Source organism: Variovorax sp. PAMC 28711, from assembly GCF_001577265.1.
Classification (GTDB): Bacteria; Pseudomonadota; Gammaproteobacteria; order Burkholderiales; family Burkholderiaceae_C; genus Variovorax.
Map to the genome: position 1 here is coordinate 1051881 of NZ_CP014517.1, position 25246 is coordinate 1077126.

The 25246-nt window shown below is 61.5% G+C and carries 31 protein-coding genes, 1 tRNA gene and 1 pseudogene; 6 read left to right on the top strand and 27 right to left on the bottom strand.

Features of this window, described 5'->3' with window-relative positions; all coding sequences use genetic code 11:
* Positions 1 to 127: 127 nt before the first annotated feature.
* The 5 genes from AX767_RS05335 to AX767_RS05355 are packed head-to-tail and all read right to left on the bottom strand — an operon-like array spanning position 128 to position 5642.
* Positions 128 to 1021, bottom strand: a complete 894-nt coding sequence (locus AX767_RS05335; protein WP_068629305.1) for a DUF3883 domain-containing protein — start codon at positions 1019 to 1021, stop codon at positions 128 to 130.
* Positions 1018 to 2844, bottom strand: a complete 1827-nt coding sequence (locus tag AX767_RS05340) for a DEAD/DEAH box helicase (protein ID WP_210392558.1) — start codon at positions 2842 to 2844, stop codon at positions 1018 to 1020. The genes AX767_RS05335 and AX767_RS05340 overlap by 4 nt, the downstream gene beginning before the upstream one ends.
* Positions 2838 to 4151 (bottom strand): hypothetical protein, encoded by a 1314-nt coding sequence (locus AX767_RS05345; protein ID WP_068629307.1) that lies wholly within the window; start codon positions 4149 to 4151, stop codon positions 2838 to 2840. Before AX767_RS05345 ends, AX767_RS05340 begins: the two co-directional genes overlap by 7 nt.
* Position 4152: 1 nt before the next feature.
* Positions 4153 to 4611: a BglII/BstYI family type II restriction endonuclease gene (locus AX767_RS05350; protein ID WP_068629309.1), complete on the bottom strand. Its 459-nt coding sequence runs from the start codon at positions 4609 to 4611 to the stop codon at positions 4153 to 4155.
* Positions 4608 to 5642, bottom strand: a complete 1035-nt coding sequence (locus tag AX767_RS05355; RefSeq protein WP_210392560.1) for a DNA-methyltransferase — start codon at positions 5640 to 5642, stop codon at positions 4608 to 4610. Before AX767_RS05355 ends, AX767_RS05350 begins: the two co-directional genes overlap by 4 nt.
* A 190-nt stretch (positions 5643 to 5832) precedes the next feature.
* Here AX767_RS05355 and AX767_RS21260 point away from each other — a divergent pair, with 190 nt between their 5' ends.
* Positions 5833 to 6111 (top strand): hypothetical protein, encoded by a 279-nt coding sequence (locus AX767_RS21260; RefSeq protein WP_156480964.1) that lies wholly within the window; start codon positions 5833 to 5835, stop codon positions 6109 to 6111.
* Here the strand turns inward: AX767_RS21260 and AX767_RS05360 are convergent.
* Together AX767_RS05360 and AX767_RS05365 are read right to left on the bottom strand one after the other, a co-directional pair.
* Entirely contained in the window at positions 6080 to 6997 is a 918-nt protein-coding gene (locus tag AX767_RS05360) for a hypothetical protein (RefSeq protein ID WP_068629310.1), read from the bottom strand. The two genes, AX767_RS21260 and AX767_RS05360, sit on opposite strands and share 32 nt — an antisense overlap.
* Before the next feature lie 104 nt (positions 6998 to 7101).
* Positions 7102 to 7653 (bottom strand): recombinase family protein, encoded by a 552-nt coding sequence (locus tag AX767_RS05365; protein WP_068629312.1) that lies wholly within the window; start codon positions 7651 to 7653, stop codon positions 7102 to 7104.
* 387 nt (positions 7654 to 8040) lie between these two features.
* On the opposite strand from AX767_RS05365, the gene AX767_RS05370 reads away from it, so the two are divergent.
* Genes AX767_RS05370 through AX767_RS21270 form a run of 3 tightly spaced genes read left to right on the top strand, consistent with a single transcriptional unit; the run spans position 8041 to position 10059 of the window.
* Positions 8041 to 8793 (top strand): hypothetical protein, encoded by a 753-nt coding sequence (locus AX767_RS05370; RefSeq protein ID WP_156480965.1) that lies wholly within the window; start codon positions 8041 to 8043, stop codon positions 8791 to 8793.
* Positions 8790 to 9392, top strand: a complete 603-nt coding sequence (locus AX767_RS21265) for a hypothetical protein (protein WP_156480966.1) — start codon at positions 8790 to 8792, stop codon at positions 9390 to 9392. The genes AX767_RS05370 and AX767_RS21265 overlap by 4 nt, the downstream gene beginning before the upstream one ends.
* Positions 9373 to 10059 (top strand): hypothetical protein, encoded by a 687-nt coding sequence (locus AX767_RS21270; RefSeq protein WP_156480967.1) that lies wholly within the window; start codon positions 9373 to 9375, stop codon positions 10057 to 10059. Before AX767_RS21265 ends, AX767_RS21270 begins: the two co-directional genes overlap by 20 nt.
* Positions 10060 to 10246: 187 nt before the next feature.
* Here the strand turns inward: AX767_RS21270 and AX767_RS22145 are convergent.
* The 7 genes and pseudogenes from AX767_RS22145 to petA all read right to left on the bottom strand — a co-directional run.
* Positions 10247 to 10916: pseudogene (locus tag AX767_RS22145) on the bottom strand (integrase core domain-containing protein); the annotation flags it as partial.
* A 251-nt stretch (positions 10917 to 11167) separates the two neighbouring features.
* A tRNA-Thr gene (locus tag AX767_RS05380) sits at positions 11168 to 11243 on the bottom strand.
* 35 nt (positions 11244 to 11278) lie between these two features.
* On the bottom strand, positions 11279 to 11824 hold the full coding sequence (locus AX767_RS05385) for a ClpXP protease specificity-enhancing factor (protein ID WP_068629316.1): 546 nt from the start codon (positions 11822 to 11824) through the stop codon (positions 11279 to 11281).
* A 16-nt stretch (positions 11825 to 11840) separates the two neighbouring features.
* A complete protein-coding gene (locus AX767_RS05390; protein WP_068629318.1) occupies positions 11841 to 12452 on the bottom strand; it encodes a glutathione S-transferase N-terminal domain-containing protein in 612 nt (203 codons plus the stop codon).
* Between the two features lie 93 nt (positions 12453 to 12545).
* The gene (locus AX767_RS05395; protein WP_068629320.1) at positions 12546 to 13301 is read right to left on the bottom strand and encodes a cytochrome c1; all 756 of its coding nucleotides are present in this window, start codon (positions 13299 to 13301) and stop codon (positions 12546 to 12548) included.
* A 16-nt stretch (positions 13302 to 13317) separates the two neighbouring features.
* Positions 13318 to 14718 (bottom strand): cytochrome b, encoded by a 1401-nt coding sequence (locus AX767_RS05400; protein WP_068629322.1) that lies wholly within the window; start codon positions 14716 to 14718, stop codon positions 13318 to 13320.
* A gap of 10 nt (positions 14719 to 14728) precedes the next feature.
* A complete protein-coding gene (petA, locus tag AX767_RS05405) occupies positions 14729 to 15346 on the bottom strand; it encodes a ubiquinol-cytochrome c reductase iron-sulfur subunit (RefSeq protein WP_068629324.1) in 618 nt (205 codons plus the stop codon).
* Positions 15347 to 15507: 161 nt separating this feature from the next.
* Here petA and mscL point away from each other — a divergent pair, with 161 nt between their 5' ends.
* Complete coding sequence (gene mscL, locus AX767_RS05410) at positions 15508 to 15939, top strand: large conductance mechanosensitive channel protein MscL (protein WP_068629326.1); 432 nt, start codon at positions 15508 to 15510, stop codon at positions 15937 to 15939.
* Here the strand turns inward: mscL and pdxA are convergent.
* Both pdxA and AX767_RS05420 read right to left on the bottom strand, forming a co-directional pair.
* Positions 15931 to 16959: a 4-hydroxythreonine-4-phosphate dehydrogenase PdxA gene (gene pdxA, locus AX767_RS05415; RefSeq protein WP_068629328.1), complete on the bottom strand. Its 1029-nt coding sequence runs from the start codon at positions 16957 to 16959 to the stop codon at positions 15931 to 15933. The genes mscL and pdxA overlap by 9 nt on opposite strands.
* Positions 16956 to 17729, bottom strand: a complete 774-nt coding sequence (locus tag AX767_RS05420) for a Nif3-like dinuclear metal center hexameric protein (RefSeq protein ID WP_068629330.1) — start codon at positions 17727 to 17729, stop codon at positions 16956 to 16958. Before AX767_RS05420 ends, pdxA begins: the two co-directional genes overlap by 4 nt.
* Before the next feature lie 137 nt (positions 17730 to 17866).
* Between AX767_RS05420 and AX767_RS05425 the strand changes: the two genes are divergently transcribed.
* Positions 17867 to 19042 carry a Do family serine endopeptidase gene (locus AX767_RS05425; RefSeq protein WP_068629332.1) on the top strand — a complete coding sequence of 392 codons (1176 nt, stop codon included), beginning with the start codon at positions 17867 to 17869 and terminating at the stop codon, positions 19040 to 19042.
* Positions 19043 to 19050: 8 nt separating this feature from the next.
* On the opposite strand, the gene tatC is transcribed toward AX767_RS05425, so the two are convergent.
* From tatC to hisH, 11 genes are read right to left on the bottom strand one after another with little or no spacing between them, the layout of a single operon-like run.
* Positions 19051 to 19860: a twin-arginine translocase subunit TatC gene (tatC, locus tag AX767_RS05430; RefSeq protein ID WP_068629334.1), complete on the bottom strand. Its 810-nt coding sequence runs from the start codon at positions 19858 to 19860 to the stop codon at positions 19051 to 19053.
* Positions 19861 to 19905: 45 nt separating this feature from the next.
* Positions 19906 to 20367 carry a Sec-independent protein translocase protein TatB gene (gene tatB, locus AX767_RS05435; RefSeq protein WP_068629336.1) on the bottom strand — a complete coding sequence of 154 codons (462 nt, stop codon included), beginning with the start codon at positions 20365 to 20367 and terminating at the stop codon, positions 19906 to 19908.
* A 13-nt stretch (positions 20368 to 20380) separates the two neighbouring features.
* On the bottom strand, positions 20381 to 20614 hold the full coding sequence (tatA, locus tag AX767_RS05440; RefSeq protein ID WP_068629338.1) for a Sec-independent protein translocase subunit TatA: 234 nt from the start codon (positions 20612 to 20614) through the stop codon (positions 20381 to 20383).
* A 45-nt stretch (positions 20615 to 20659) separates the two neighbouring features.
* The gene (locus AX767_RS05445) at positions 20660 to 21022 is read right to left on the bottom strand and encodes a histidine triad nucleotide-binding protein (protein WP_068629340.1); all 363 of its coding nucleotides are present in this window, start codon (positions 21020 to 21022) and stop codon (positions 20660 to 20662) included.
* The gene (locus AX767_RS05450; protein WP_068629342.1) at positions 21023 to 21400 is read right to left on the bottom strand and encodes a DUF4870 family protein; all 378 of its coding nucleotides are present in this window, start codon (positions 21398 to 21400) and stop codon (positions 21023 to 21025) included.
* Complete coding sequence (locus tag AX767_RS05455; RefSeq protein WP_068629346.1) at positions 21400 to 21792, bottom strand: phosphoribosyl-ATP diphosphatase; 393 nt, start codon at positions 21790 to 21792, stop codon at positions 21400 to 21402. Before AX767_RS05455 ends, AX767_RS05450 begins: the two co-directional genes overlap by 1 nt.
* The gene (gene hisI / locus AX767_RS05460) at positions 21789 to 22181 is read right to left on the bottom strand and encodes a phosphoribosyl-AMP cyclohydrolase (RefSeq protein ID WP_068629347.1); all 393 of its coding nucleotides are present in this window, start codon (positions 22179 to 22181) and stop codon (positions 21789 to 21791) included. The genes AX767_RS05455 and hisI overlap by 4 nt, the downstream gene beginning before the upstream one ends.
* A gap of 43 nt (positions 22182 to 22224) precedes the next feature.
* Positions 22225 to 23004, bottom strand: coding sequence for an imidazole glycerol phosphate synthase subunit HisF (hisF, locus tag AX767_RS05465; RefSeq protein ID WP_068629349.1), 780 nt, complete (start codon positions 23002 to 23004; stop codon positions 22225 to 22227).
* Positions 23005 to 23012: 8 nt separating this feature from the next.
* A complete protein-coding gene (locus AX767_RS05470) occupies positions 23013 to 23846 on the bottom strand; it encodes a D-hexose-6-phosphate mutarotase (protein WP_068633379.1) in 834 nt (277 codons plus the stop codon).
* Positions 23847 to 23862: 16 nt separating this feature from the next.
* Complete coding sequence (gene hisA / locus AX767_RS05475) at positions 23863 to 24606, bottom strand: 1-(5-phosphoribosyl)-5-[(5-phosphoribosylamino)methylideneamino]imidazole-4-carboxamide isomerase (protein WP_068629351.1); 744 nt, start codon at positions 24604 to 24606, stop codon at positions 23863 to 23865.
* Between the two features lie 23 nt (positions 24607 to 24629).
* Positions 24630 to 25244 (bottom strand): imidazole glycerol phosphate synthase subunit HisH, encoded by a 615-nt coding sequence (gene hisH / locus AX767_RS05480; RefSeq protein WP_068633381.1) that lies wholly within the window; start codon positions 25242 to 25244, stop codon positions 24630 to 24632.
* Between the last annotated feature and the right edge of the window lie 2 nt (positions 25245 to 25246).

The window sequence follows — 25246 nt, forward strand, 5'->3', positions numbered from 1 at the left end:
GGGCGCTCGACGAGCGATTCGGAGATGTACGCGCGCGCGTGCGAGACGCTGCCGCTCCCGATGAGTCGGAGGAGCAGATCCCCGTCGGCGACATCCGTGGGCGCGCCGCTTACCTCACACAGGATACTCAGTGACTATCAGCGCAGCCAAGTCTCGCGCCGTGCCCAACCGTGCGCTCAAACAGTGGAGCGAAAGTTGCAAAGGGAATCACAACTTCGCCCCATTGTCCCTCGCCGACGTCGAGAGAGACATGCTCGCCAACCTCTGGTCGAGACACGACGGCCAAGGTCGGACTTCCATTTTTTGACAGATCCCACAGGTGAAATTGATGCAGTGGCATCAACTCTGTTGCGTCCCATTCGTTTCGAGTCAGATGGAAGGTTCCACGCATCCCCATTCGCGACGCCTTTACCTCTATAGGCAGTTGTTGAAGGTCGCTGGCCGACGCAACGGAAAGCACGTCGTAGCCGTCGCTGTTGCTCTCTACAGACCTCCACTTCGGTTCACGCCCCGTTCGCTCGCGCTCAAAGGCCAACGTTAGCCGCTCCCCCTCGCGACCGATTTCGCCGAGTTCGGCGTTCCTAAGCCCCCGGGCGATCGCCGCCAGTCGGTCCCAAAAGTGGACGACGTCGTTCTCGTAGCCGCGGGCAAGCTCCGCCTCGATCAATGATTGCGCGACCTCGGTCGGCGAGAAGCTCAGCACCTTTAAACGCCCGTCGATCGCATTTTTGATCCAGGGTGGCCGGATCGTCTCGACGTAGTCGAGCAGAGCCTGCCGGAGCTTCAAGTAATCCAAGTCAATGCCGAGCAGCCGCGCCCCGGCCGGCGTCAGGACTGCAATGCCACAGTCATTGGCGCGCAGCCAGTGCAGCTCCTGCGCCACTTCCAACAATCGCCCAACCTCCATGCCGCCCTGGCGAGGGAGCTCCGAGCGCAGTTGCTGAAACGGCATGGGGTGCTCGTCGGCCAGGCGCAGCAAGTTGAAGCAACCATATGCGATGCCAGGCGACAACGCGATCACGCAAACCCCTTTTCGAGGTCGCGCAACAGCGCCTCAATATCCTCTTCCTTCAATCCCACCGAGTAATAGTCGTAGTCCTCAATATCGTTTGGATCGAGCGCGATGGGGTCGACGCCGAGCGCCGAATCGTCAAGGGCTGCGGCCATCTGCTTGATTTTGTAGTCGAGGCGCTCGAGGACGGTTTCGTCGACGGTCTCCTCGCACTCAACGATCTCGATGATCGTTTCTTCATCCGCGGAGAGGCCGAAGCGATGAATTCGATCCTCGGATTGCAGGTAGTGGGCCGCGTTGAAAGTGCGGTCGAGATACATGGCGTGATGGCAGACACGATGCAAGCTAATGCCCTCGCCTGCGGCGGCAGGGTTTGCCACCATAACCATGGTGTTTCGGTCGTCGTGAAAGAGCTTGATTTTGCCCTCCCGCGTCTCATCGTCGTCCTCGTCCCCCGCGTCCACTCCTCCATGGATGTAAACAGCCCCCAGGTCCGACAGACGCGCCGCGATGTATTCGACGTTCCGCACATAAGACGACCAGATCAACACCTTTTTGCCTTCGAGCGCGAGCTGCCGCGCGCGACGCAAAACGTATCGCAACTTGGGCCCGTCACCCTCTTCAAGAACGGCGGCCAGCAAGTCAGGGTGCGCGAAGCCGAACTCGGATGCGAGCAGCGCAGGGTTCGATACAAACTGCAAGAGCCGTGTCACCGACCGCCCGAGTGCTCGAAACGACTGTTTGCTTCGAATACTTAACGCCGATGCAGCCTCGCGGGCGACCTCGTGCTTCATCAAGCGATATAGCTCGCGCTGCAGAGGAGCCAGAGGCAGGCGAACTCGCTGGCGAGTGATCGGCGGCAACCCCAGTTCTGTCTTGTTCGTCCGCACGTATACGGCTTTGATCAGGTCGACAACATTGTCAACATTCGCATCGATCTCGGGATAGAGAAAAAAGAACTGCGGTATCAGGTCGTCGACGGCCTGCGGCATCGGCGTGCCGGACATCACCAGCTTGCCGACAGGCAAATGGGCCAACGAGAGCACGGCTCTTGCGGTGCGTTTTGCAATGCCGCTTTTGATACGGTGACTTTCGTCCAGGAAGACGAAGACCTTGTGACGCGCGCAATGGGCCGCGAGCATGTCGCCCACGTTCACCAGCTGCTGGTAGGTGATCAGCATAAAGCGAGGATCGTCCATCAGCATCCGCTCGATCTTGTCCCGGCCTCCACGAAGACGCACAAACTGCCTCCCCAGTTGCGGCATGCAGTCGACGATTTGCTCGTCCCACGCTGCGAAGGCGTTCTTAGGGGCGACAACCAGCAGACGCTCCGAGTCCCGTGCCTTGAAGAAAAAGAAGGACAGCGCCTCGGTAGTCTTGCCCGCGCCAGGAACGGAAAAAGTCGCGGCTGCCGGCAGCGACGCCATCTTGGCCACGTTGCGAGCCTGCTGCGGTGACAGGTCGCGGGCAAAGCCGAGGGATTTCAGCTCGGAGCGTAGGACCGCTTGGTCCACCCACTCCTGCCTGACTGCGGCGTCGTATCCCGCCGCCGCGCGCGCCGACCTGAGCAGGAGCTCCCGCGCGGCCGGGCCCACCTCGTAGCCGACACCGAGGCGCAGCCCATACGTGCTGAGGATGTTGAGCATCGAGCCGCGCAGCGAGGCGAAATTCCACCAGGGCATCGACAGCTCGCGACTGCCCTCCTGCCGCGCGTTCGGTGTGTGGTCCATCGCCAGCCGGCGGACGAGCGAGGGCCACTCCTGCCCGTCGTCCTCCGGCTCCCAGCGCATGAACGCCGAGAGATCGCCTTCACGATAGTCGATCCTCAGCATGCCTTCGACGCGATGAATTCCCTGATCTTTGCGATCTGGGCCTCCAACCTGTCCAACTGGCCGGCGACGCCCTCGACCTTCGTCTCGGCGCCCAGGCCGAGCTTGATGCCGTCCTCAAGCGCGCCGGTCGCTCGTGCGCAGCAGTCGAGCAGCTTCTCAGCCGACTTCGTGTCGCGTTTGAGCTGCTTTTGGCTCTCGATGAACTCGACGATGATTTGGCGCGCGGCGCCGGCGTTATCGCCCTTACAGATCTCTTTTGAAAGTGCCAGGTCGTCAGCTTCGCCGCTCGACTTGGCCGGCCCGCCGCCGAACAGGTCCGTCGTTTCGTCGTCGACTGCAACAGTGGAAATCGGAAAGGCGGCTTTGAGCTTCTCGATGATTGGCCCGATGTGCTGCGCCATGCCGTTGATAGCGTCGTGCAGGCTGTCCTTGACCTCGTCGGGCTTGTCGATCAACGCGAACGCCGCCTCCTTGAAAAGCTGCTGCCTTCCAGTACCGCCGACTTTGCCGCGGGATGTGACGATCCTGCGAAAGGCAAGCTCGCCGCCCGCGACAAGGGACCACATGTTGTCCTTGCCACGCGACAGGAGCCAGTCGTGGGCGTAATCCCGCATGTCGAGCAGCTCCTTGATATCTGCTTCCTTCATTCCATACACCTCGCCCAGTTCCTTGTCGGAGTAGCCCTCGCGCTGGCGCTTGGCCAGCATCATGTTGGCTTTCGAGTCCCACGAGTAGTCGGCCTTGATGTCCTTCTCGATTTGAAGTTCTGCCTCCAGGCGGTCGATCGCTTTCGTGTCCACAGGTGGCAAGACCGCAACATCGATGTATTCGAAATGCCCGAATTTGCTCGAATCCGAATGAAAAAGATCGCGCCAGGTGGCGAGCCGGCGGTTCCCATTGATCACGAAGCCGTGCTCGTCGAGCAGGATCGGGTCGACCTGCTTGTTGGCAGCGTTCTCGAAATACTTTCGAAGGTCGGACTTCTCGGCCAGCTTCAAAAGGAGGGCGTGCTGTATTTCCTGCGCCTTCCAAAGCTCAGGGTCGTCCAAGAACAAGCCAACTGACTCCTGCGGATTCTTCGCGAGGTGCTCTACTTGGGCGGACGCCGTGCGCCCGTTCTCAAGTCGGTATTTGGGCACGTTTTGATGGACGCGGATGATCTTGATGTCCTGCGTCTGCCCTTGGATCACCACTCGATGCGTTGCGCCATTGGCGGCCACCAGCTTTTTGCCGAACTCTTCAATGCGAGCGGCCTTCGTCCAGCCGAAGCGAGAGTCTTTTGGGTTCAGAGGCAACGATGTGAGCATGTCAAGATTCCATTGCAAAAACGAGCGTGGGGACGTGATAGGCCTTCTTGAAAATCGCGAGCTCGCGCTCCAATCGCTTTGCCTGCGCGAGGTTGTCACCGAGCAGTTTGGCCATGTCCTGAGAGGGCAAAATAATGATTGCGCCCTTGACGAGGTTGTCCAAATACATGGCCTGCAGCTTCATCAGGTCCGCGTAGACGCGCGAGATGTTCCCGGTCTGTATGCACAAGCCAATGTCGTCTTTGGCCGCTGTAATCGTCATGTCCGAATCGGCGGAGACGCACACCTCACCAGACCATCCCGTGGCCTTAAGCTGAGAGAGCAACTGACCGCGAATGCGCGTCGCGGCGCCAGGCCCCGCTTTTTCAGTAACGCTGGTGATCGCGTCGGCGACGGTTTTGCGCAAAGCCGCTGATATGCATTTGTCGCCAGCGCAGTGGCTTAGCGTGAAGTGCTTCACCTTGAGCCCTCGTCCGTCGGGGCAGAGACGGAGGGCGGCGTCTTCGACAGCGAGCTCTGGGTATGGTCGTAAATCGGCCGGTCATGAGGCCGATAGATGGCGTTGCCGTCGAGTGCGGCCTGCATGCGCTGCCTGCCCACCTCGGCATAATCCGCATCCAACTCGCAACCCCAAAAGCGACGTCCATGAATCGCGGCAGCGACGCCCGCGGACGCGACGCCTGCAAACGGGTCGAAAACGAGATCCCCCGGATTAGTTAGCGCGAGGGTGAGGCGCTCGATAAGCCCAACCGGAAACTGGCAGGGGTGGATGGTTTTTTCAACGTGGTTGCTTTTCACGTTGGGAATATTCCAGACATCCTCGGGATTCTTGCCCAGGGGATTGCCCGAAAATTGGCCTGCGTTGGGCCCCTTGAAGTGCTTCTTGCCCGGATACTTTGATGGCACCCTTACCTCATCGAGGTTGAAGGTGTAATCGTCCTTTTTTAACCGAGTCTTCGTATACCAGAGAACGACTTCATAGCGCCCCGAGAAGCGGCGCTGCGTGTGGAGCCCATGGCCAAACGTCCAAATGATACGGTTGCGCATTTGAAGCTTGTGTCTTTTGAAGATCGGAGCGAACTCGATGTCCAAAGGAAATATCTGGCTGTCTACCACGAAGTTGCCGACCTGCCAGCAGAGGCTCCCACCGTCTTTGAGACGCGGGATCAACTCATCGATGATGCTGGCCTGCCATTCCAAATAGGCCTCCAATCCCTGCTTACTCTCGTACTCCTTGCCGATGTTGTAGGGCGGGGAAGTCACGATGAGGTCGAACACTGGCTCAGCAGGCAGGCCCTTCAGAAACGCAAGAACATCGCCCAGCCATATGGCACTCGCCTCGCCGATCAAAGCCTCAGGTTTGGCCTTCTTCCCTGGCTTGATTAAACGGGAAGTGGGCGGCACGCTATCCGTGCCTTTTCGCGCTGCTCGCGCGGTGTCGGTCGCCATCAATGCGTCCATTTCTGCTTCTATCGGTTCTTCGAAATGCATCTTGCTGCCTCCAATGATGACCGCTGCGGCCGCAACCACCAGGCATCTGATCGATTATGGAAATACCACGAGCGGCGCCAGGCCACTTCAACGCGCTCCTCCGCTTCTCAGTATGAGCTTGATACGTTGAAGCGAGCTGCCCAGACTCTACAGGGTGGCGGATTCGGTTCTCAGGCCGTAACATTACGGAATGGAGATTCCCTTCCCACTTAACGCGCTCCATCCGTTCACCGCGGTCGACATCGAGTTGATGGCCGAGTGGGCAGAATGGCGAAAATACCGCGACCCTGATTTCCCGTTGATCGCCTGCGGAGGAATTCAGAGGGATATCGCTACTGGAGAGTCTCCTCAAACTCCTGAAAAAGTCGGAATGTGGGTCAGGCCACCTGAATTGCCCAACCGACGCCTGGCGACCATTTTGGGCGGCACCGCACCGATCATCCAGAGTAAGGCCGGAACCTCACCTTAGGCGGCCGAAAGAAGGCCGACTCGGGCGGCTCATGCACAGCCCGCTCGGGTCGCCAATCAGGGTTGCCCGTACGCTTGCTGCGATCGATGCGAAGTACCACCCAGTACTTCAAAGCGAGGCGATGCTTCACGTGGGGCGGACAACACTCGAATAGCCAGCGCAGCTTGGACAGCATTGCCCCAGGACAGGTCGCCAGCCGCAGCGCGCGCTGGTCGGCGGGTAGCAACACACCCTCGTAGCAGCTTTGCTCCAGACCCAGCCACAACCCGTTCTCCAGAATGAACTCGTTCCACTCCTCGCATGAATCCTCGAAACGGGGATCGCTGTCGGCCACCACCTGAAACAACGCAAGCTCCTCGGCGAGTTCAGCATCGTGCGCTACACGCTCCTCGTACCAGTCGTACCGCCAACGGTCCCGCTCGTCGAGCCACAGGCTCTCGGTTTGCGCCCGCGAGATGCGCCCATAGTCGACCGACGATGCGCTGCTGGGCGAATCATCGACCACGTCCAAAGCTATCCGCATGGGATCGAGCTGCTCGATGATTCCGGCAAGCCCGCACTCCGGCCCATCAGTCACCAACCCCGGCAGGCTCCAGTCAATGCGGCACATCAAGGGATCGACCGCATCGCAGCGGGAGAGGGCGTCCCCCCATTCGCTGGGGCTGGTCTCCATCGCGATCGCCCACGTGGCTGGTGAGTGCTCGACCGACATCTCCATGGCGTAGCGGGCTTCTCCTGGATCTGAGTCGACCAAAGCCTGAATGTGTTGGGACCAAAGCCGTCTGAACAGTCCAGGCTGGGGCTTGCGTGAGCCCGGAATCGCCAAGGCTTGCGCAGCGGACTCGCTGAGTCGCGCCCCTTGTGGCTGCCAAAAGAAGTCGTCCATCAAGTTGCTCCCGTACAGGCGAAGGCCGCGTTTGCCGGACTTGTACGGCTATGCCCGGCGTCCGGGGCACTGCGAACACTTAGAAGGTCGCGGAACATTACGGCTCAGGCAGTGGTCTTGAGGTATTCGTAGACCGTTGCCCGGGAAATGCCAAGCGTGGATGCGATTTGCGCTTTGGGAATCCCGTTTACAGCCATGTCGCGCAGCGTCTCGGCAGCTTCCTTGTTTAAGGCCGGCTTGCGGCCCTTGTAGACCCCGCTGGCTTTTGCGATCGCAATGCCTTCGCGCTGTCGCTCCTTGATAAGCGCGCGTTCAAACTGGCTCACGGCACCGAGGAGCTGCAGCATCAACGTGGCCATGGGGTCATCGCTGCTGGTGAACTTCATGCCTTCCTTCACGAACCAGACGGACACGCCGCGGTCGGTCAGCCCCTTGACCACGTCTTGCAAATCCCGAAGCGAACGCGACAGGCGGTCCATGCTGTGAACGAATAGGCAATCGCCTTCCCGCACGAACTCGAGCATGGCTTTGAGTTGCGGCCGTTCCGTGTCCTTGCCGCTCGCTTGGTCGGCGAAAGTTTTATCGAGGGGTACTCCGTCCAGCTGACGTGCATCGTGCTGGCCGGCGGTGGAAACCCGGACGTAGCCGACGCGCATGCCTTTGAACGGATGGTTCGACGGCGCTGTGGAAGCTGTCAGAGATTCAATCTCATTTTGTATGGATAGACTCTAAGGCTTATTCCAGAATATGTCACTTATTTGAGAAGGGACCCTCTCCATACACTTTTGTGCGTGTCGTGGAACGTCCGCTATGGGTGTAGCTCACTTGGACGACGGTACTTGTGGATCAGTAGCTGCTACATCGTGGTCTTCGTATCTCCTTGCCTAAGACGACGAGGGCCCGGCGGAGCCGTGCATGGTGCCGCTCACAGCTTCCCTACAACCTTTTTCGTGAAAAACCTAACGTGGCTGGGGTAAGCTTCACACTCACAATCTGACTGATACTAGTGCTTACATTACTAGCGGCGGTCCAAAGGAGTTTCGGTGGCAGATGGCAATACGAAGTGGAGCGCGGATCATGTTCGCATCACACTGTTTTCTAGCGTCATATGGCCTGAAGACCCAAGCATCGTGGTTCGTGCACTGACCGGCGGTGAACCGGCAGAGACGGGCTCTCGCCCTGTTATGTCGGAGCGAGTTGCGAGTGCCCCGCTGGACGCCCGCCGTCGTATTGAGATTAAGTTCACCATGAATCGTATGGACTGCGTCGTGCAGCCTAGGTTGGACGTGATGCCCGAATCCATACCCCCTGTACTCTTCGATGCCGTGGAAGAGATAAGAGATCTCGCAAGGCGCTTGGAAGCCTGGCTCTCAGGGCAGCAAATGCCCATCTACCGGGTGGCCATCGGCGGAGGCGCGCTTTTTCCAGTTGCAGATCGCGATGCCGGATATAGAAAGCTCGCGGAGCTTCTGTCGTTTGTTAACCTTGATTCCTCGCGACATAAAGACTTTCAACTTCGGGTAAATACGCCTCTGGCGTCGGCACTGATTCCCGACCTGCAGATTAATGCGTTGGCCACATGGGCAAGCATTTTCGTCAATGCATCGATGTTCGATGGGACTGCGCCGACAACAGGGATTGCGTTGAACACAATTCAGAACAGTTATGTCCAGTCCATCTTGGATGTAAATACTGATGCAGATCGGAACCAACCAATCCCGCGAGAGAAAATAGTTGGTGTTATCTCCGAACTGGCTAGCGTTTGCGACAACATTCTCAACAAGGGCATGCAATGATCAACCCGCAGCCCTCGTCATCCACGGACGAAGAATTTTTCTTAACCGCATGTCGGACTCTGGAACGCGATCGGCGCAAAAGCCATTCTTATTGGGCTGAAAACAGCCTCACCACTCCTGTAGTTGATCCGCATCAGCGGCCTGCATTGGTTTGTTTTGCTAGTGCGCCAACAACAAATATCTTTGCCTCAGCTTTAGAGCAATTAGCACTTGTTGCGGATTCTCGAGCTCAAACAGCTCTGTCTACTGCGAATAGAGTTGTAGCTGCTGCACTGTCGATCGCGTACAAGCTTGAAACCGAAAAACTCTCAAGGGATGCTGCAAAGCAGCTGATGCGTTTTGTTGAATCGAATGCTCAGTCGCACGAATGGTTTGCCACGAACAAGCTATTAGCTGACGTTGATACTGCTCGCCTCAGTAGTAAAGCTCTTACTGGTTTAATACGTGCCACGGCGCGGACTCAAGAGGCTTTACCGGCGTGGAAGAAGACGTATCGACGCGCTTGGGATGCAATCGAAGAGAAGGGGAAAAGTCCACAAGCGATGTTCGTGGGTATGGAGAATCCGTCGGCGGGGGAAAGTGTTGATTCGCCCACCTGAAGAAACTCCATTCACCCAAAAAAACGTCCTCGGTATCGCCATAGCGGGAAGCTCTCTTACAAGAGAACGGGGACAGCGTCACGTCGCGCTCGTCTACAAGCAGGCTTCCAGAGCTCTTGTGATGTTGCATTTAGGCTGGAACAAGACTCTGCTTTACCAACGGTGGGAGGCCCGCCATTATAGCTGGATTGAGATGGACGGGATTGATCCAGATGTACAGGAATTGTTTTGCGATTGGGCTGAGATAGTTGCGATTTCATCTCGCACAGGAATTCATCCAATTCCGTACAGTGCTTTCTTCCGTCCGACCGGAAATTTTGATGCAAGTGGCAATTTTGTCAATATGCAAGACGGGAGTGGATTAACGTGCTCCACTTTTATCTTAGCTTTGTTTTCAGACTATAAACTCCCGTTGATCGATGCAGCGTCCTGGCCAGCTCGCATCGAGGATGCTCGTTGGTTCCGCAAAATTTGGGGGAAGTTACGTCGTATTGACCCTATCTTGAGTAAAATTGATTTAATTTTACAATTCAAGCGACGACGGCAGTTACGACGGTTTCGACCTGAGGAAGTTCTGGCCGCAGGATCACTGTATTCTGGTTCGGAGCTAAATTTCGCATCTGTCTCGCAGCGAGTTTCAAGCTTTTCAACAGCTCTACCTCGCTAAAGCCAGTAGTCCTTATCATGGCGCGTTCATCATCTGAAAACGCGTTCGTCAAGGAATTGCGCTGAGCGGGTTTAATAGCATGCTGGAAGCTCTCTTGCATTATCGAATATCCGCTAATTAGCCCAAGCGCGCTAGGTGCTGAGTTGCACAATAGGTTATTTCCGCAGAGGCGGGAGGCTGGAGGCTTTTAGCCCAGGGCCGAGTGCGGCCGTCAGGTGTTGTAGTAGCTCAGGAAGGCTGGCAGGGATGCAGTGCGCTCCGCGTTGTTGGTCCAGACGCTTCCATAGCCCACTCGCGCAGGCACGTCTGGATGAATCGCTCGGCCTTGCCATTGGTCTTCGCGTGGTAAGGCTTGGTTAAGGTGTGGTTGATACCAGGGCTCGGCAAACAGCTGCGATCGGTAGGCCGAGCCGTTGTCCGTGCTCAGGCGATTGATCTTCACGCCCGGCGACTCGTAGTGCGCCACCGCCGCCAGAAGGAAGATCGCGACCGAACCTTTGCGCTCGTTGGTATGCGTCTGCACGAAGCTCACGCGCGGGTGGTCGTCCATGGCCACATGAACAAACTCCCAGCCGGCGCCTCGTGTGCGGCATCGCGACGGTCGCCCGTCACACGGTGGCTGGGCTGCACGATGCGCCCGAGCTTCTTGGTGTCAATGTGCAGCAGCCCGGCGGTCGCTTCTCGCTCGTAGCGAAGGATTGGCGCAATAGGCTCAAGCGCCTTCATGCTAGCCAGGCCCAGACGTTGGAGCAGGCGACAGACAGTGGACACGCTGCGCCCGACGATGAAGCGATGCGGCGCATGGGCATGCGCGAGCGGCGCAACTGCTCGATGCGCTCGTGCCGTGCGACTTCCACTAATGCCACTAGATACTGTTGTGCACCCTTCGTTCTGTACAGCGCGAGCAAGCGCCTATACGGCTCGAACAGTCTTCGTGTGCGAGCAGTTACCGATATGCCCCCAGGCAAAAATTGGTGCCCCCAAATGTGCCCCCGAGCATAGCCGGACTACGGCATACTTCGATGGACGACTTCGGACGGGAAAAGTAAGGCTGTACAGCGAAAAGAAACAAAGCCCGGACAACGTCGGATGTTGCCGGGCTTAAATTTGGTGCCGCCTGTCGGAATCGAACTGACGACCTTCCGCTTACAAGGCGGGTGCTCTACCAACTGAGCTAAGGCGGCACGGAAAAAGAATTCTAGCGGTGCAGGCTCGATGCCTACTTGATGCGTTTCAGCGAAGGCTTGGCGCCGCCGGTCGCCGGTGGCGGTCGGGGCGGTTCACCATCTCCCGCCGAGGCATCGGCGACGGATTCGTCGGTCAGTTCGTCACCGGTGACCAAGTGCATGATTTTCGGATCGCCGTCCGGACGCGACGCATCACGCAGCGCCGGTGCCGGGCCGTCGACTGAAGCGGGCTGGCCCGGTGCCGAAGCTGCGGAGGCCGGCGCAGGGAACGCCATGCCCTGCCCGTTTTCACGCGCATAGATCGCGATGACGCGCCCGATCGGCACGTTGATCTCGCGCGCGGTGCCGGCGAACCGCGCCTTGAACGCGATGAAGTCGTTGCCCAGCTTCAGCGAGCTGGTGGCATCAAAACTGATGTTCAGCACGATCTCGCCGTTCTTCACGTACTCCCGCGGCACCTGAACGGTGTCGTCGACCTGCACCGCGACATACGGCGTGAAACCGTTGTCGGTGCACCATTCGTACAGCGCCCGGATGAGATACGGGCGCGTGGAAGACGATTCGAGCGCGTTGATCATGTCGGCGAGAACGCGCTTACTTGCGCATGACCTTTTCGGAAGGCGTCAGCGCTTCGATGTAGGCCGGGCGCGAGAAGATGCGCTCGGCGTACTTCAGCAGCGGCGCAGCGTTCTTGCTGAGATCGATGCCGTAGTAGTCGAGGCGCCACAGCAGCGGCGCGATCGCGACGTCGAGCATCGAGAAGTTGTCGCCCAGCATGTACTTGTTCTTCAGGAACACCGGCGCCAGCTGCGTGAGGCGGTCGCGGATGTGCGCACGCGCTTTTTCAAGCGCCTTGTCGTTGCCCTTGGCCGTGCGGTTCTCGAGCGTCGAGACATGCACGAAAAGTTCCTTCTCGAAGTTGAGCAGGAACAGTCGCACGCGGGCGCGGTCGACCGGGTCGCCGGGCATCAGTTGCGGATGCGGGAAGCGCTCGTCGATGTACTCGTTGATGATGTTCGACTCGTACAGGATCAGGTCGCGCTCGACCAGTATCGGCACCTGACCGTACGGGTTCATCACGCTGATGTCTTCCGGCTTGTTGTAGAGGTCGACGTCGCGAATTTCGAAATCCATGCCCTTCTCGAACAGCACGAAGCGGCAGCGGTGGGAAAAGGGGCAGGTTGTTCCTGAATACAGCACCATCATGGCGAAAGACTCCTAAAAATCAAAAAGAGTGGGATGCGTGCGCAGCCCACTCTGAGGGACCGGACGCGTCAGCATCCGATCGGGAAAAACGGACTACTTGACGTCTTTCCAGTAAGAGGCGCTCAGACGCCAGACGAAGATCATCGCCATCGTGAGGAACAGCAAAACCCAAACCCCGATGCGCACGCGCTGGTTCTGCGCCGGCTCGGCCATCCACTGCAGGTAACCCACCAAGTCACCCATGGCCTGGTCATATTGAAGCGGCGTCATGGTGCCGGGGCTCACCTGCTCCCAGCCCTTGAAGACTTCGGTTTCGTGGCCGTGCTGTTCCATCTTTTCGAACACCGGGCGACGGTCGCCTTGAAGTTCCCAGAGCACATGCGGCATGGCCACGGCGGGGAAAGCCATGTTGTTCCAACCCGTGGCCTTGGTGTCGTCACGGTAGAAGGTGCGCAAATAGGTATAGAGGTAATCCGCGCCTGTGCCGCCGTGGCCGGCACGCGAGCGCGCCACCAGCGTGAGGTCCGGCGGGTTGGCGCCAAACCAGTCCTTGGCCTGCTTCGGATCGATGTTCGCCTTCATGGTTTCGCCGACCTTGTCGGTCGTGAACAGAAGGTTGTCCTTGATCTGCTGCTCGGTGATGCCGAGATCCTGCAGGCGGTTGTAGCGCATGAAGGCAGCCGAGTGGCAGTTCAGGCAGTAATTGACGAACAGCTTCGCGCCGTTCTGCAGCGACTGGACGTCGTTGGTCTTGTTCGGCGCCTTGTCCCAGGCCAGGCCGCCTTCGGCCGCTTGTGCGCCGGTGACGATGCCCAGTGCGGCGATCAGCGTGAGGATCAGTTTTTTCATTCTTCTGCTCTCCAGCTCAATGCGCAGAGAACGTCACGCGTTCCGGCACCGGCTTGAATTCGCCCAGACGACTCCACCACGGCATCAACAGGAAGAAGCCGAAATAGAACAACGTACCGACCTGCGACACGCGCTCGCCGATCGGCGAAGGAGGCTGAACACCCAGGTAGCCCAGCACCACGAAATTGATGACGAACACGCCGTAGAGATACTTGTTCCAGCTCGGGCGGTAGCGGATCGACCGCACATGACTGTGGTCCAGCCAGGGCAGGAAAAACAGGATGATGACCGCGCCACCCATCACCACGACGCCCCAGAACTTGGCGTCGATGTTGAGCATCAGCACGATGGCGATCACGGCCATCGCAACCGCAACGCCCTTCAGGAGCGCGGCCATGCGGGACTTCCAAACGGCATACACGGCCGCGCCCGCGACGCAAGCCATCAAGGCGTACATCATCTCGCCGGTGATGGCGCGCAGCATCGAATAGTAGGGCGTGAAGTACCAGACCGGCGCGATGTGATTGGGCGTCTTGAGCGAATCGGCCGGAATGAAATTGTTGTACTCGAGGAAATAGCCGCCTGCTTCCGGCGCGAAGAAGATCACGGCCGAGAAGATCGTCAGGAACACCACCACGCCGAAGATGTCGTGGACCGTGTAGTAGGGGTGCGAAGGGATGCCGTCGAGCGGATGCCCATCCGGCCCACGGTTCGCCTTGATCTCGATGCCATCGGGATTGTTCGAACCCACTTCATGCAGCGCGATCAGATGCGCCACCACCAGGCCCAGCAGCACCAGCGGCACAGCGATCACATGGAAGCTGAAGAAGCGGTTCAGGGTGGCATCGCTCACCACGTAGTCGCCGCGGATCAGCAGGGCGAGGTCCGGACCCACGAAGGGAATCGCGGCGAACAGATTCACGATCACCTGCGCGCCCCAGTAGCTCATCTGCCCCCAAGGCAGCAGGTAGCCCATGAAGGCTTCGGCCATGAGGCACAAAAAGATGGCGCAACCAAAGATCCAGATCAGCTCACGCGGCTTGCGGTAGCTGCCGTAGATCAGCCCGCGGAACATGTGCAGGTACACAACGACGAAAAAGGCCGAGGCCCCGGTCGAGTGCATATAGCGGATCAGCCAGCCCCACGGCACGTCGCGCATGATGTATTCGACCGATGCGAACGCGAGGCTGGCGTCGGGCTTGTAGTGCATCACCAGGAAGATGCCGGTCACGATCTGGATCACGAGGACCAGCATCGCGAGCGAGCCGAAGATGTACCAGAAGTTGAAGTTCTTCGGCGCGTAGTACTTCCCCCATTGGTCATTCCAGAGCTTGGTCAGGGGAAAGCGGTTGTCGACCCAGTTGAGGGCCTTTGCGCCGACCGGCGCGTTCGGGGAAATGTCCTTGAATTCAGCCATGTCGTGTCCCTCAGGCCTTCTTCTTGTCGTCGCCGATCACGAGGCGCGTGTCGGAGAGATACATATGCGGCGGTACCGGCAGGTTGTCGGGCGCGGGCTTGTTCTTGAAGACGCGGCCGGCCAGGTCGAAAGTGGAGCCGTGGCAGGGACAGAGGAACCCGCCTTCCCAGTTGTCGGGCAACGATGCTTGCGGACCGGTCTGGAACTTGTCTGTGGGCGAGCAACCGAGGTGCGTGCAAATGCCCACCACGACCAGCACTTCCGGCTTGATCGAGCGGTTTTCATTGCGCGCGTATTCCGGCGTGAACTCGTCGGGGTTGCGCTTGGATTGCGGGTCGGCCAATTGGCCGTCGAGCTTGGGCAATTCAGCCAATTGCGCAGGCGTGCGCTTGAGGATCCACACGGGCTTGCCGCGCCACTCGACCGTCATCTTCTCGCCGGGCTGGAGCGCGCCGATGTCGACTTCGACCGGGGCGCCCGCTGCCTTGGCCTTTTCGGAAGGCTGGAACGTGCTCACGAAAGGGATGGCGGTGGCCACGCCACCCACTGCACCGGCACAACCGGAGGCGATCAACCACGTCCGCTTGCTGCTGTCGATACGGGGGGCGCCGACGGGGATGTCACTCATGGGGGGTCCTCAATCTTCTCGCTGGGGCTGGGGTCAACCGGCGATTGTAGCGGAGCGTAAGAGGCGAATTCATCGCGCAACAGGGTGCGCGCGACACCTCGGATGCCAAGACTGCGCCCCTATACTGACCGCCTTCTGCCCACCCCAAGAAGAGGATCGCCATGAGCGTGCTGAAGGAATTCCGCGAGTTTGCCGTCAAGGGCAATGTGATCGATCTGGCTGTTGGCGTGATCATCGGGGGCGCATTCGGCAAGATCGTCGATTCGCTGGTCGCCGACATCATCATGCCGCTGGCGGGCATGGTGTTTGGCAAGCTGGATTTCTCCAATTTGTTCATCGTGCTCGGCACCGTTCCGGCCGGCGTGGCGAGCAACCTCGCCGACCTGAAGAAAGCCGGCGTTCCGGTGCTCGCTTACGGCAACTTCATCACCATTGCGGTCAACTTCGTGATCCTCGCGTTCATCATTTTCATGATGGTCAAGCAGGTCAACAAGATGCGCAAAACCGAAGAAGCAGCGCCCGCCGCGACGCCGGAAGACGTCGTGCTGTTGCGCGAAATTCGGGACAGCGTCCGACGCCCGTCATCACGCTGACGCGCCCACCAGCGTGCGAGCCATGCGAAGCGCTTCGATGAGGCTGGACGCATCGGCGCGCCCGCTGCCGGCAATGTCGAATGCGGTGCCGTGATCGGGACTGGTCCGCACCAGGGGCAGACCAAGCGTCACGTTCACGCCCTTCTCGACGCCCAGGTATTTGACCGGGATCAATCCCTGGTCGTGGTACATCGCCACCACCACGTCGAACTCACCGCGCCGGGCCCGCATGAAGACCGTGTCCGGCGCATGCGGGCCTTGCGCATCCAGCCCCGCGGCCCGCGCTGCCGCAATGGCCGGCGCGATGATGTCGCGCTCTTCGCTCCCGAACAGACCGCCCTCGCCCGCGTGCGGATTGAGCCCCGCCACGCCGATGCGCGGCGCGCGGCCCAGCGCGGCCGACAGCGCGCGGTGCGTGATGTGCAGCGTCTGCAGCACGCTGTCGAAGGTGACCGCATCGATCGCATTGCGCAACGACATGTGGATGCTCACCAGCACCGTGCGCAGCTCGTCGTTCGCCAGCATCATGCGCACCGGCACGTCGGCCAATGTGCGGCCGAGATGAGCCGCCGACTCAGCCTGCAGAAGTTCGGTGTGGCCAGGATAGGGAAAGCCTGCCGCGGCGAGCGCTTCCTTGTGGAGCGGCGCGGTCACGATGGCGGCAACCTCTCCGCGCAGTGCTGCGCGCGCGGCCCAGACGACGCACTCGCCCGCCACGCGGCCCGCCTCGGCACTGACCTGGCCCATCACCACGCCGGTCGGTGGGGCGACCACCTGCAGCACCGGAATGCAATGCGGCGGCGCATGCCGGGCTGCTTCGGGACCGTCGATCTGCGCGATGGGCCATGCCGGCTGTCCGTCCTTTCGCAGCGCCTGAGACGCGGCGCGCACCGTGCCGACGTCGCCGGCCACGAAGCAGCCGCGGGTCCATTGCGGCGCATCGTGAAAGGCCCTGACGATGATCTCCGGGCCGATGCCGGCGGGATCCCCTAGCGTGATGGCGATCGGCAGCCCGCTCATGCCGGGTTGTCGATGTCGATGAATTCGTGTGCCAGACCGAGCTGGGCAGCAACGTGTCCGGCCACGGCCGCCGCGCCGTAGCGCTCGGTCGCGTGGTGACCGCAGGCGAGATAAGCGACGCCCATCTCGCGCGCATAGTGCGCCTGGGGCTCCGAAATCTCGCCGGTGATGAAGGCATCCGCACCGGCGGCGATGGCGTCTTCGAAGTAGCCCTGCGCACCGCCCGTGCACCAGGCGATCGTCTGGAGGGGGCGCGAGGCGCCGTCCACCATCGTGACCGGGCGCCCCAGCATTGTTTCGACATGCGCAGCGAGCGCCCTCGCGTCGGCGAACGATTCCCCGTTGGCGCGGCCACCCAGGAAGCCCAGGTCCTGCTTGCCGAAGCGCCCTGCCGATGCGGGGTGCGCCAGCAGACCCAGCTTCAACCCGAGCTGGGCGTTGTTGCCGAGCTCGGGATGCGCATCGAGCGGCAGGTGGTAGGCGAACAGATTGACATCGTCACCGAGCAGCAGCCCGAGGCGCTGCTTCATCCAGCCCGTGACACGCCCGTCCTGCCCGCTCCAGAACAGACCGTGGTGCACGAAGATCGCGTCCGCTTCGGCATGGATGGCCGCCTCGATCAGTGCACGGCTTGCCGTGACGCCCGACACGATCTTGCGGACCACGGTGCGGCCCTCCACCTGCAGTCCGTTCGGTCCGTAGTCCTTGAAGCGCTCGGGCGCCAGCAGCAGATCGAAGGCGTGCAGCAGCTCGTGGCGTGTGGTGCTCATGCGCCGATTGTGGCCGCACGGCGCAGCGAGTCGGCATCTGCTGCCTGACCCCTGCCGGAAGCGCCCGCCTACAAGGCGCCCGGCCGACGCTGGGAGACAATGCACTTTTCCAAGCATCCTTTCCCGAATCTCCCAAAATGAAACGCACCTGGCTGCTGTTTGCACAAGCCGTGACTGTCCTGCTCGCGGCTTATTTCGTTGTCGGCACGCTCAAGCCCGAATGGCTCAACAAGCGATCGACATCGCTCGGCGGCGTGGTGTCGGTGGTCGAGGCCCCGAACGGCGGCGCCAGTTCGATCGCACCCGGCAGCCTCAGTGCCGCGGCCAGGAAGGCCTCGCCGGCCGTGGTGAGCATCAACACCAGCAAGGCCGCGCGCCGCAATCCGCGCAGCAACGACCCGTGGTTCAAGTTCTTCTTCGGCGACCAGGGCGAAGACCAGGCGCAGGTGGGCCTGGGCAGCGGCGTGATTGTGAGCACCGATGGCTACATTCTCACCAACAACCATGTCGTCGAGGGCGCCGACGAGATCGAGGTCACGCTGAACGACGGCCGTCACACCACCGGCAAGGTGATCGGCACCGACCCCGACACCGACCTGGCCGTGCTGAAGGTCGAGCTCGACAAACTGCCCGTCATCGTCCTCGGCAATTCCGATGCGCTGCAGGTCGGCGACCAGGTGCTGGCCATCGGCAATCCGTTCGGCGTCGGGCAAACCGTGACGAGCGGCATCGTGTCGGCGCTGGGCCGAAACCAGCTCGGCATCAACAACTTCGAGAACTTCATCCAGACCGATGCCGCCATCAACCCCGGCAACTCGGGCGGCGCGCTGATCGACGTCAACGGCAACCTCCAGGGCATCAACACGGCGATCTATTCGCGCTCTGGCGGCAGCATGGGCATCGGTTTCGCGATCCCCGTGTCGATGGCGAAGATCGTGCTCGAAGGCATCGTGAAGGAAGGCCAGGTGCGCCGCGGCTGGATCGGTGTCGAGCCCAACGACCTGTCGCCCGAACTGGCCGAAACCTTCGGTGTGAAAGCCGACAGCGGCGTGATCATCACCGGCGTGCTGCAGAACGGTCCGGCGGCCAAGGCCGGCATTCGGCCGGGCGACGTGGTCACCACGGTGGGCGACAAGCCCATCGAGAACGTCCAGCAGTTGCTGACCGCGGTGGCGGGCCTCAAGCCGGGCGAAACATCACGCTTCGCGTTGCGGCGCGGGGGCGACAAGATGGAACTCGACGTGACACCGGGCTTGCGCCCCAAGACCACCAACCGGCGCGCACCGACGACGCCGACGCCCGAGACCGAATAGTCAGACGATCAGGGGTTCGGCGAAGAGTCGACCTCGGTCGACACGGTGTCTTCGTCCGGCGCCTTGCTGTGCTTCACGAAATACTTCGACGCGATGATGCCGATCTCGTAGAGCAGGCACATCGGTATCGCCAGCGCGAGCTGCGAGACCACGTCGGGCGGCGTCAGCACGGCAGCGACCACGAAGGACACCACGATGAAATAGCCGCGGAACGAGCGCAGCTTTTCGACCGTCACCATCTCGAACTTCACGAGCAGCATCACGACGATCGGCACCTGGAACGCGACGCCGAACGCGATGTAGAGCGACAGGATCGCCTCGACGTACGACGAAATATCGGGCGTCGCGGCCACCGCGGCCGGGGTGAACTTCTGGATGAAGTTGAACATCTTGTCCAGCACGAAGAACTGGACGAATGCGATGCCGCTGTACGCCAGCAGGCTGCCGAAGAAGATCAGCGGCAGGGCGAACTTCTTTTCGTGGCTGTAGAGCCCCGGCGCGACGAACATCCAGACCTGGTACATCAGCCAGGGCAGCGCGAGCAGCACCGAGGTCATGCCCAGCACCTTGAGCGGCACGAAGAACGGCGAGAACACGCCGATGGCGATCAGCTTGGCGTCCGGCGGCATGTGCGCCCGGATGGGCACTGCGATGAGATCGATCAGACCGCCCGGGCCGGGCCAGATCGCAAGCAGCGCGGCCGCCACGGCCAGGCCATAGGCGCAGTACAGAAGGCGGTCGCGCAGCTCGACCAGGTGCGCCACGAACGGCTGCTCGGTGCCTGCGAGTTCGTCTTCTTTGTCTTTAGTGTCGGCCATGAGAAAGGTGCATTGGCCTTTGCGGCGGCCGGCGCGTGAAGACGCTCAATTGATCTTGTGGGGACGAAAGCGCGCGACACGTGCGGCGCCCGAAAGCGCCTTGGTGCGCACACCATTGCGCGCCTTGTACCACTGCGGGGTGGCGCCTTGCTTCAGGCGCCAGTTCTTGCGGGGATGCCGATACTCGGGCGGGATCGCGTCGGGCTCGGCCAGGGCCGAGAGCGTTTCGCCGCTGGCGCCTGAAAGCTCCTTCTCAAGATCGCTCGCGCCGGAATGAATGGTGTGCTCGACGTCGCGCGCGGCGTCTTCCACCGTGCTCTTCATCTTGCGCAGCTCGTCGAGCTCCATGGAGCGATTCACTTCCGACTTGACGTCGTTCACGTAACGCTGCGCCTTGCCGAGCAACATGCCGACGGTGCGCGCGACACGCGGCAGCTTTTCGGGACCGATCACGACCAGCGCGACCACGCCGATCAGCGCCATCTTCTCCAGACCGAGATCGAACACGTCGTGTGACGGATCAGGACTTCTGGCGAGCTTCGACGTCGATCGTCGACTTGTCGGTCGCCGGATTCGATGTCACCTGGCCGGCGGGCGGCGTCGGCGTGTCGCTCGAACCGTCTTTCATGCCGTCCTTGAAACCTTTGACCGCGCCACCGAGATCCCCACCCATGTTGCGCAGCTTCTTGGTGCCGAAAATCATGACAACGACCAGCAGCACGATCAACCAGTGCCAAATTGAAAAAGAACCCATGAATGACTCCTGAAGAATGTGTCTAATTTTACCGGGCGACTGGCATCAGCCCCTGAGCCATGGGCGCGGGCCGCCCATGACGTGAACGTGGAGATGATGAACTTCCTGTCCGCCTTCGTTGCCGGTGTTCACCACCACACGGAAGCCGCCGTCCGGATAGGGACGGCAACCTTCGTCGAGCGCCAGCTTCGGCGCGAGCGTCATGATGCGCCCCATCAACGCTGCATCGTCCGGCGTGAGTTGCGCCATCGAGGGGATGTGCTTTTTCGGCACGATCATGAAATGCACCGGCGCCCACGGTGCGATGTCGTGGAACACGAAGATTTCATCGTCCTCGTAGACCTTGCGCGAAGGAATCTTGCCTTCGATGATCTTGCAGAAAATGCAGTTCGGATCGGTCGACGCCATTCAGGACTCCACGGTGCGGCCCGCGTTCATGCGGACCATGCCCTTGACGATGCGGTAGAGAAACCACAGCGAGATCAACGCCCAGGCGATCCAGCCCGGCACCAGCAGCAACAACCAGAGCCACGACGTCAGCAAATAGAGCACGCCCGCCCACAGCACGGAGCGGATGCGCCAGCTGAAATGTGACGCCTGCCAGGTGCCTGTGGCTTCGTCACGCTTGACCAGGTCGATCACCAACGCGATGAGCAGCAGCAACACCGACACCTGCGCGCCCGGCAACACCGCGGCCACCGCCACGACCAGGTGCAACACATAGCTCACCCAGCCCCAGGTCTTGAGCGAGTCGTTCGGGGTCACGTCAATGATTTCGTTGGCCATCACGCATCCTTGTCAGAGTTTTCGGCGGCTTCCCGCTGCTGCGACTTGCGCAGGGCTTTTTCCTCGATGCCGCTGGTGCCTTCGCGGCGCGCCAACTCGGCGATCACCTCGGCCGGCCTGAGTCCGTAATGGGCCAGTGCCACCAGGCAGTGAAACCACAGGTCGGCGACCTCGTCGACGATCTTGCTGCGATCGCCACCGTGGTCGGCGTCCTTCGCGGCCATCACGACCTCGGTCGCTTCTTCCCCGATTTTCTTCAGGAAGGCATCGGGACCCTTGTGCAGCAACCGTGCCACATAGCTCGTGTCGGGATCGCCGCCCTGCGCGGGCAAGCGGCTTTCGATCACGGTCGCCAGCCGATCCAGCGCGTCGGTGTTCGTCGTCGTCTTCATGATGTGTAGATGCTTTTCGGGTCTTTCAAGACCGGCTCGACCGCGGTCCATTGCCCTTTGTCGTACTTGCTGAAGAAGCAGCTGTGGCGTCCGGTGTGGCAGGCGATGCCGGGCTCATGCCCGAGTTGCGTGACCTTGAGCAGCACGACGTCGTTGTCGCAATCGAGCCGGATCTCGTGCACCGTCTGCACATGGCCCGACTCTTCGCCCTTGAACCACAGTTTGCCGCGCGAGCGGCTGAAATACACCGCGCGACCGAGCTCGGCGGTCTTGGCGAGCGCCTCGCGGTTCATCCACGCGAACATGAGCACGTCGTTGCTGCCCTGCTCCTGCGCGATGACCGGCACCAGGCCGTTCGCATCCCATTTCACTTCGTTGAGCCAATCCATCAAAGCATTGTCGCAAACCGTCGTGACCGAGCGGCGAACAGGCTCAAAGCCGCACCGGAATACCGCGCGCAGCCATCTGCGCCTTTGCCTCGCCCACCGTGAATTCGCCGTAGTGAAAGATGCTGGCGGCCAGCACCGCATCGGCGCCGCCGATCTGGATGCCGTCCGACAGATGGTCGAGCGCGCCGACGCCGCCCGAAGCGATCACCGGCACGCCGACCGCGTCGCTCACCGCACGGGTCAGCGCCAGATCGAAACCACTCTTGGTGCCGTCGCGGTCCATGCTGGTCAGCAGGATCTCGCCGGCGCCGCGGCGCGCCATCTCGACCGCCCATTGCACGGCATCGAGCCCGGTGTTCTTGCGGCCGCCGTGGCTGTAGACGTCCCAGCCCGGACCGCGCGTGGCCGCTTCCTCGGGGCTGCGCCGCTTGGCGTCGATGGCGACCACGATGCACTGCGCGCCGTACTTCTGCGAGGCGTCTTCGATCACTCGCGGGTCCGCGATGGCGGCCGAATTGAAGCTCGTCTTGTCGGCGCCCGCATTGAGCAGCCGGCGCACGTCCTCGACCGTGCGGACCCCGCCACCGACCGTCAGCGGAATGAAGACCTGCGAGGCCACGGCTTCGATGATCGGCAGGATCAGGTCGCGGCCATCGCTGGTGGCGGTGATGTCGAGGAAGGTGAGCTCGTCGGCGCCCTGGGCGTTGTAGCGCGCGGCGATCTCGACCGGGTCGCCGGCGTCGCGCAACTCGAGAAAGTTGACGCCCTTGACGACACGGCCACCGGTCACGTCGAGGCAGGGAATGATGCGTTTGGCGAGCATGGGAATTTTCAGATCACGGTCAGTTGTTGCCAGCCCAGCCACTCGGCACCGGGCGCGAGCAGCACGTTGTCGTCGATGCGCGCGGCCTCCACGCAGAGCATGTGGCGGTAGCCGTCGTCGGGCATGTCGGCCAGCCTGGCGGCGAGCGCGGCGCCAGGGTTCCAGACCACGGTTTCGGTGCAGCTCGCGCTGTGTTCGATTTCAAGGATGCCGGCGCGTTGCACCAGCTTGAGCGGCGCGGCCGGCGCGGCGTAGACGCTGTCGAACTCGCCGTCGAAGCGCAGCGCTTCGGCCATCTCGACCTGGCGCTCGTCGCGCACCGCGTCCCAGCGGTTGGCGCCCTGGAGGCCTTCGAGCCGAACCGCGGCGATGTCGGCGACCGCCAGATAGCTGTGCAGCGCGGCAGTGAAGCGCCATGGGATGCCATCGGTGTTCTGGACGGTCAATGCGATGCGCAGGCTGCGGGGCGCGAGCGTCACGGCCAGCCGCAGACGGAACGCATGCGGCCAGAGGGCGCGGGTGGCCTCGTCGTCCTGCAGCACCAGCGCGAGCTCGCCCTCCGTTGCGTCGGTGGCAGGCTGCCACGGCAGGTTGCGCGCGAAACCGTGCTTGGGCAACGCGCCGCGCTGGTTGAACTGCGGCCAGCAGATGGGCACGCCGCCGCGGAGGGCGGCCTTGCCGTCGAACACCGCATCGGGGCTCAGGTAAAGACGCTCGACGCCGTCGGCCGGGGTCCAGGAGAGCACATGCGCACCGTGCAGCGCCACGACGGCGCGCTCGCCGCTCGGCAGGGCGAGCGCCAGCGCCGGCTGGCCGCGGAAGTCGAGGGATTGGATCGGCATGCGCCCGACGCGCCGCTCAGGTGCCGGCGAGTTCGTCGGCACGGGCCTGGGCCGCTGCGAAGTCGAGGTCGCCGGAATAGATCGCGCGGCCGCAGATCACGCCTTCGATGCCTTCGAATTCGACGGCGCACAAGCCGTCGATGTCGGCCATGTTCGACAGGCCGCCCGAGGCGATGACGGGAATCGTGAGCGCCTGCGCCAGCTTGACGGTGGCTTCGATGTTGATGCCCGAGAGCATGCCGTCGCGCCCGATGTCGGTGTAGATGATCGACTCGACGCCGTAGTCCTCGAACTTCTTGCCGAGGTCGGCCACCTCGTGGCCGGTGAGCTTGCTCCAGCCATCGGTGGCGACCTTGCCGTCTTTCGCGTCGAGGCCCACGATGATGTGGCCACCGAAGGCGACGCAGGCGTCCTTCAGGAAGCCCGGATTCTTGACGGCGGCGGTGCCGATGATCACGTAGCGCAGGCCGTCGTCGATGTAGCGCTCGATGGTGTCGAGGTCGCGAATGCCGCCGCCCAGTTGCACCGGGATTTCATCGCCGACTTCCCGCAGGATCGCCTTGATGGCCGCGTGGTTCTGCGGTTTGCCGGCGAAAGCGCCGTTCAGGTCGACCAGGTGGAGGCGCCGCGCACCGGCTTCGACCCACTTGCGGGCCATCGCGGCCGGGTCTTCGCTGAAGAGGGTGGACTGGTCCATGTCGCCCTGTTTCAGGCGAACGCAGTGACCGTCTTTGAGATCGATGGCGGGAATCAGCAGCATGGCGACAGGCAAGCCCGGAAGGGCTAGGGGTTCCAGTGGAGAAAATTGCGATAGAGCTGCAATCCGTGGTCCGCACTCTTTTCGGGGTGGAACTGGGTCGCAAAAATATTATCGCGGGCGATCGCGGCCGTGAAGGTCGCGCCGTAGTCGGCCTCGCCCACGCTGTGCTTCACATCGGTCGGCCGCGCGTAGAAGCTGTGCACGAAATAGAAATAGCTGTTGTCGGGCACGCCGGCCCACACCGGATGCGGCTCGGCCTGCCGCACCTGGTTCCACCCCATCTGCGGCACCTTGAAGCGGCTGCCGTCGGGTTGCAGGCGGCCCAGCAGGTCGAACTTGACGACCTCGCCCGGAATCAGGCCGAGCCCGTCGGTCGGGCCTTCGTCGCTGCGCGACAGCAGCATCTGCATGCCGACGCACACGCCGAAGAGCGGTTTTTTGGCGGCGGCCTCAAGCACTGACTCCTGCAGGCCCGATTCGCGCAGTTCACGCATGCAATCGGGCATCGCGCCCTGCCCCGGCAGCACGACGCGCGTGGCCTTGCGCACCACCTCGGGATCGGACGTGACGAAGACCTGCACGCCGACCTGGTCGGCCGCGTGCTGCACCGCCTGCGACACCGAGCGCAGGTTGCCCATGC

Excerpts from the sequence above, each read along its gene's own strand:
- AX767_RS05340 (WP_210392558.1), bottom strand. The coding sequence starts at position 2,844 with ATGCTGAGGATCGACTATCGTGAAGGCGATCTCTCGGCGTTCATGCGC.
- AX767_RS05345 (WP_068629307.1), bottom strand. The coding sequence starts at position 4,151 with ATGCTCACATCGTTGCCTCTGAACCCAAAAGACTCTCGCTTCGGCTGG.
- AX767_RS05355 (WP_210392560.1), bottom strand. The coding sequence starts at position 5,642 with ATGCATTTCGAAGAACCGATAGAAGCAGAAATGGACGCATTGATGGCG.
- AX767_RS21260 (WP_156480964.1), top strand. The coding sequence starts at position 5,833 with ATGGAGATTCCCTTCCCACTTAACGCGCTCCATCCGTTCACCGCGGTC.
- AX767_RS05360 (WP_068629310.1), bottom strand. The coding sequence starts at position 6,997 with ATGGACGACTTCTTTTGGCAGCCACAAGGGGCGCGACTCAGCGAGTCC.
- AX767_RS05365 (WP_068629312.1), bottom strand. The coding sequence starts at position 7,653 with ATGCGCGTCGGCTACGTCCGGGTTTCCACCGCCGGCCAGCACGATGCA.
- AX767_RS21265 (WP_156480966.1), top strand. The coding sequence starts at position 8,790 with ATGATCAACCCGCAGCCCTCGTCATCCACGGACGAAGAATTTTTCTTA.
- AX767_RS05385 (WP_068629316.1), bottom strand. The coding sequence starts at position 11,824 with ATGATCAACGCGCTCGAATCGTCTTCCACGCGCCCGTATCTCATCCGG.
- AX767_RS05390 (WP_068629318.1), bottom strand. The coding sequence starts at position 12,452 with ATGATGGTGCTGTATTCAGGAACAACCTGCCCCTTTTCCCACCGCTGC.
- AX767_RS05395 (WP_068629320.1), bottom strand. The coding sequence starts at position 13,301 with ATGAAAAAACTGATCCTCACGCTGATCGCCGCACTGGGCATCGTCACC.
- AX767_RS05400 (WP_068629322.1), bottom strand. The coding sequence starts at position 14,718 with ATGGCTGAATTCAAGGACATTTCCCCGAACGCGCCGGTCGGCGCAAAG.
- petA (WP_068629324.1), bottom strand. The coding sequence starts at position 15,346 with ATGAGTGACATCCCCGTCGGCGCCCCCCGTATCGACAGCAGCAAGCGG.
- mscL (WP_068629326.1), top strand. The coding sequence starts at position 15,508 with ATGAGCGTGCTGAAGGAATTCCGCGAGTTTGCCGTCAAGGGCAATGTG.
- pdxA (WP_068629328.1), bottom strand. The coding sequence starts at position 16,959 with ATGAGCGGGCTGCCGATCGCCATCACGCTAGGGGATCCCGCCGGCATC.
- AX767_RS05420 (WP_068629330.1), bottom strand. The coding sequence starts at position 17,729 with ATGAGCACCACACGCCACGAGCTGCTGCACGCCTTCGATCTGCTGCTG.
- AX767_RS05425 (WP_068629332.1), top strand. The coding sequence starts at position 17,867 with ATGAAACGCACCTGGCTGCTGTTTGCACAAGCCGTGACTGTCCTGCTC.
- tatC (WP_068629334.1), bottom strand. The coding sequence starts at position 19,860 with ATGGCCGACACTAAAGACAAAGAAGACGAACTCGCAGGCACCGAGCAG.
- tatA (WP_068629338.1), bottom strand. The coding sequence starts at position 20,614 with ATGGGTTCTTTTTCAATTTGGCACTGGTTGATCGTGCTGCTGGTCGTT.
- AX767_RS05445 (WP_068629340.1), bottom strand. The coding sequence starts at position 21,022 with ATGGCGTCGACCGATCCGAACTGCATTTTCTGCAAGATCATCGAAGGC.
- AX767_RS05450 (WP_068629342.1), bottom strand. The coding sequence starts at position 21,400 with ATGGCCAACGAAATCATTGACGTGACCCCGAACGACTCGCTCAAGACC.
- AX767_RS05455 (WP_068629346.1), bottom strand. The coding sequence starts at position 21,792 with ATGAAGACGACGACGAACACCGACGCGCTGGATCGGCTGGCGACCGTG.
- hisI (WP_068629347.1), bottom strand. The coding sequence starts at position 22,181 with ATGGATTGGCTCAACGAAGTGAAATGGGATGCGAACGGCCTGGTGCCG.
- hisF (WP_068629349.1), bottom strand. The coding sequence starts at position 23,004 with ATGCTCGCCAAACGCATCATTCCCTGCCTCGACGTGACCGGTGGCCGT.
- AX767_RS05470 (WP_068633379.1), bottom strand. The coding sequence starts at position 23,846 with ATGCCGATCCAATCCCTCGACTTCCGCGGCCAGCCGGCGCTGGCGCTC.
- hisA (WP_068629351.1), bottom strand. The coding sequence starts at position 24,606 with ATGCTGCTGATTCCCGCCATCGATCTCAAAGACGGTCACTGCGTTCGC.
- hisH (WP_068633381.1), bottom strand. The coding sequence starts at position 25,244 with ATGGGCAACCTGCGCTCGGTGTCGCAGGCGGTGCAGCACGCGGCCGAC.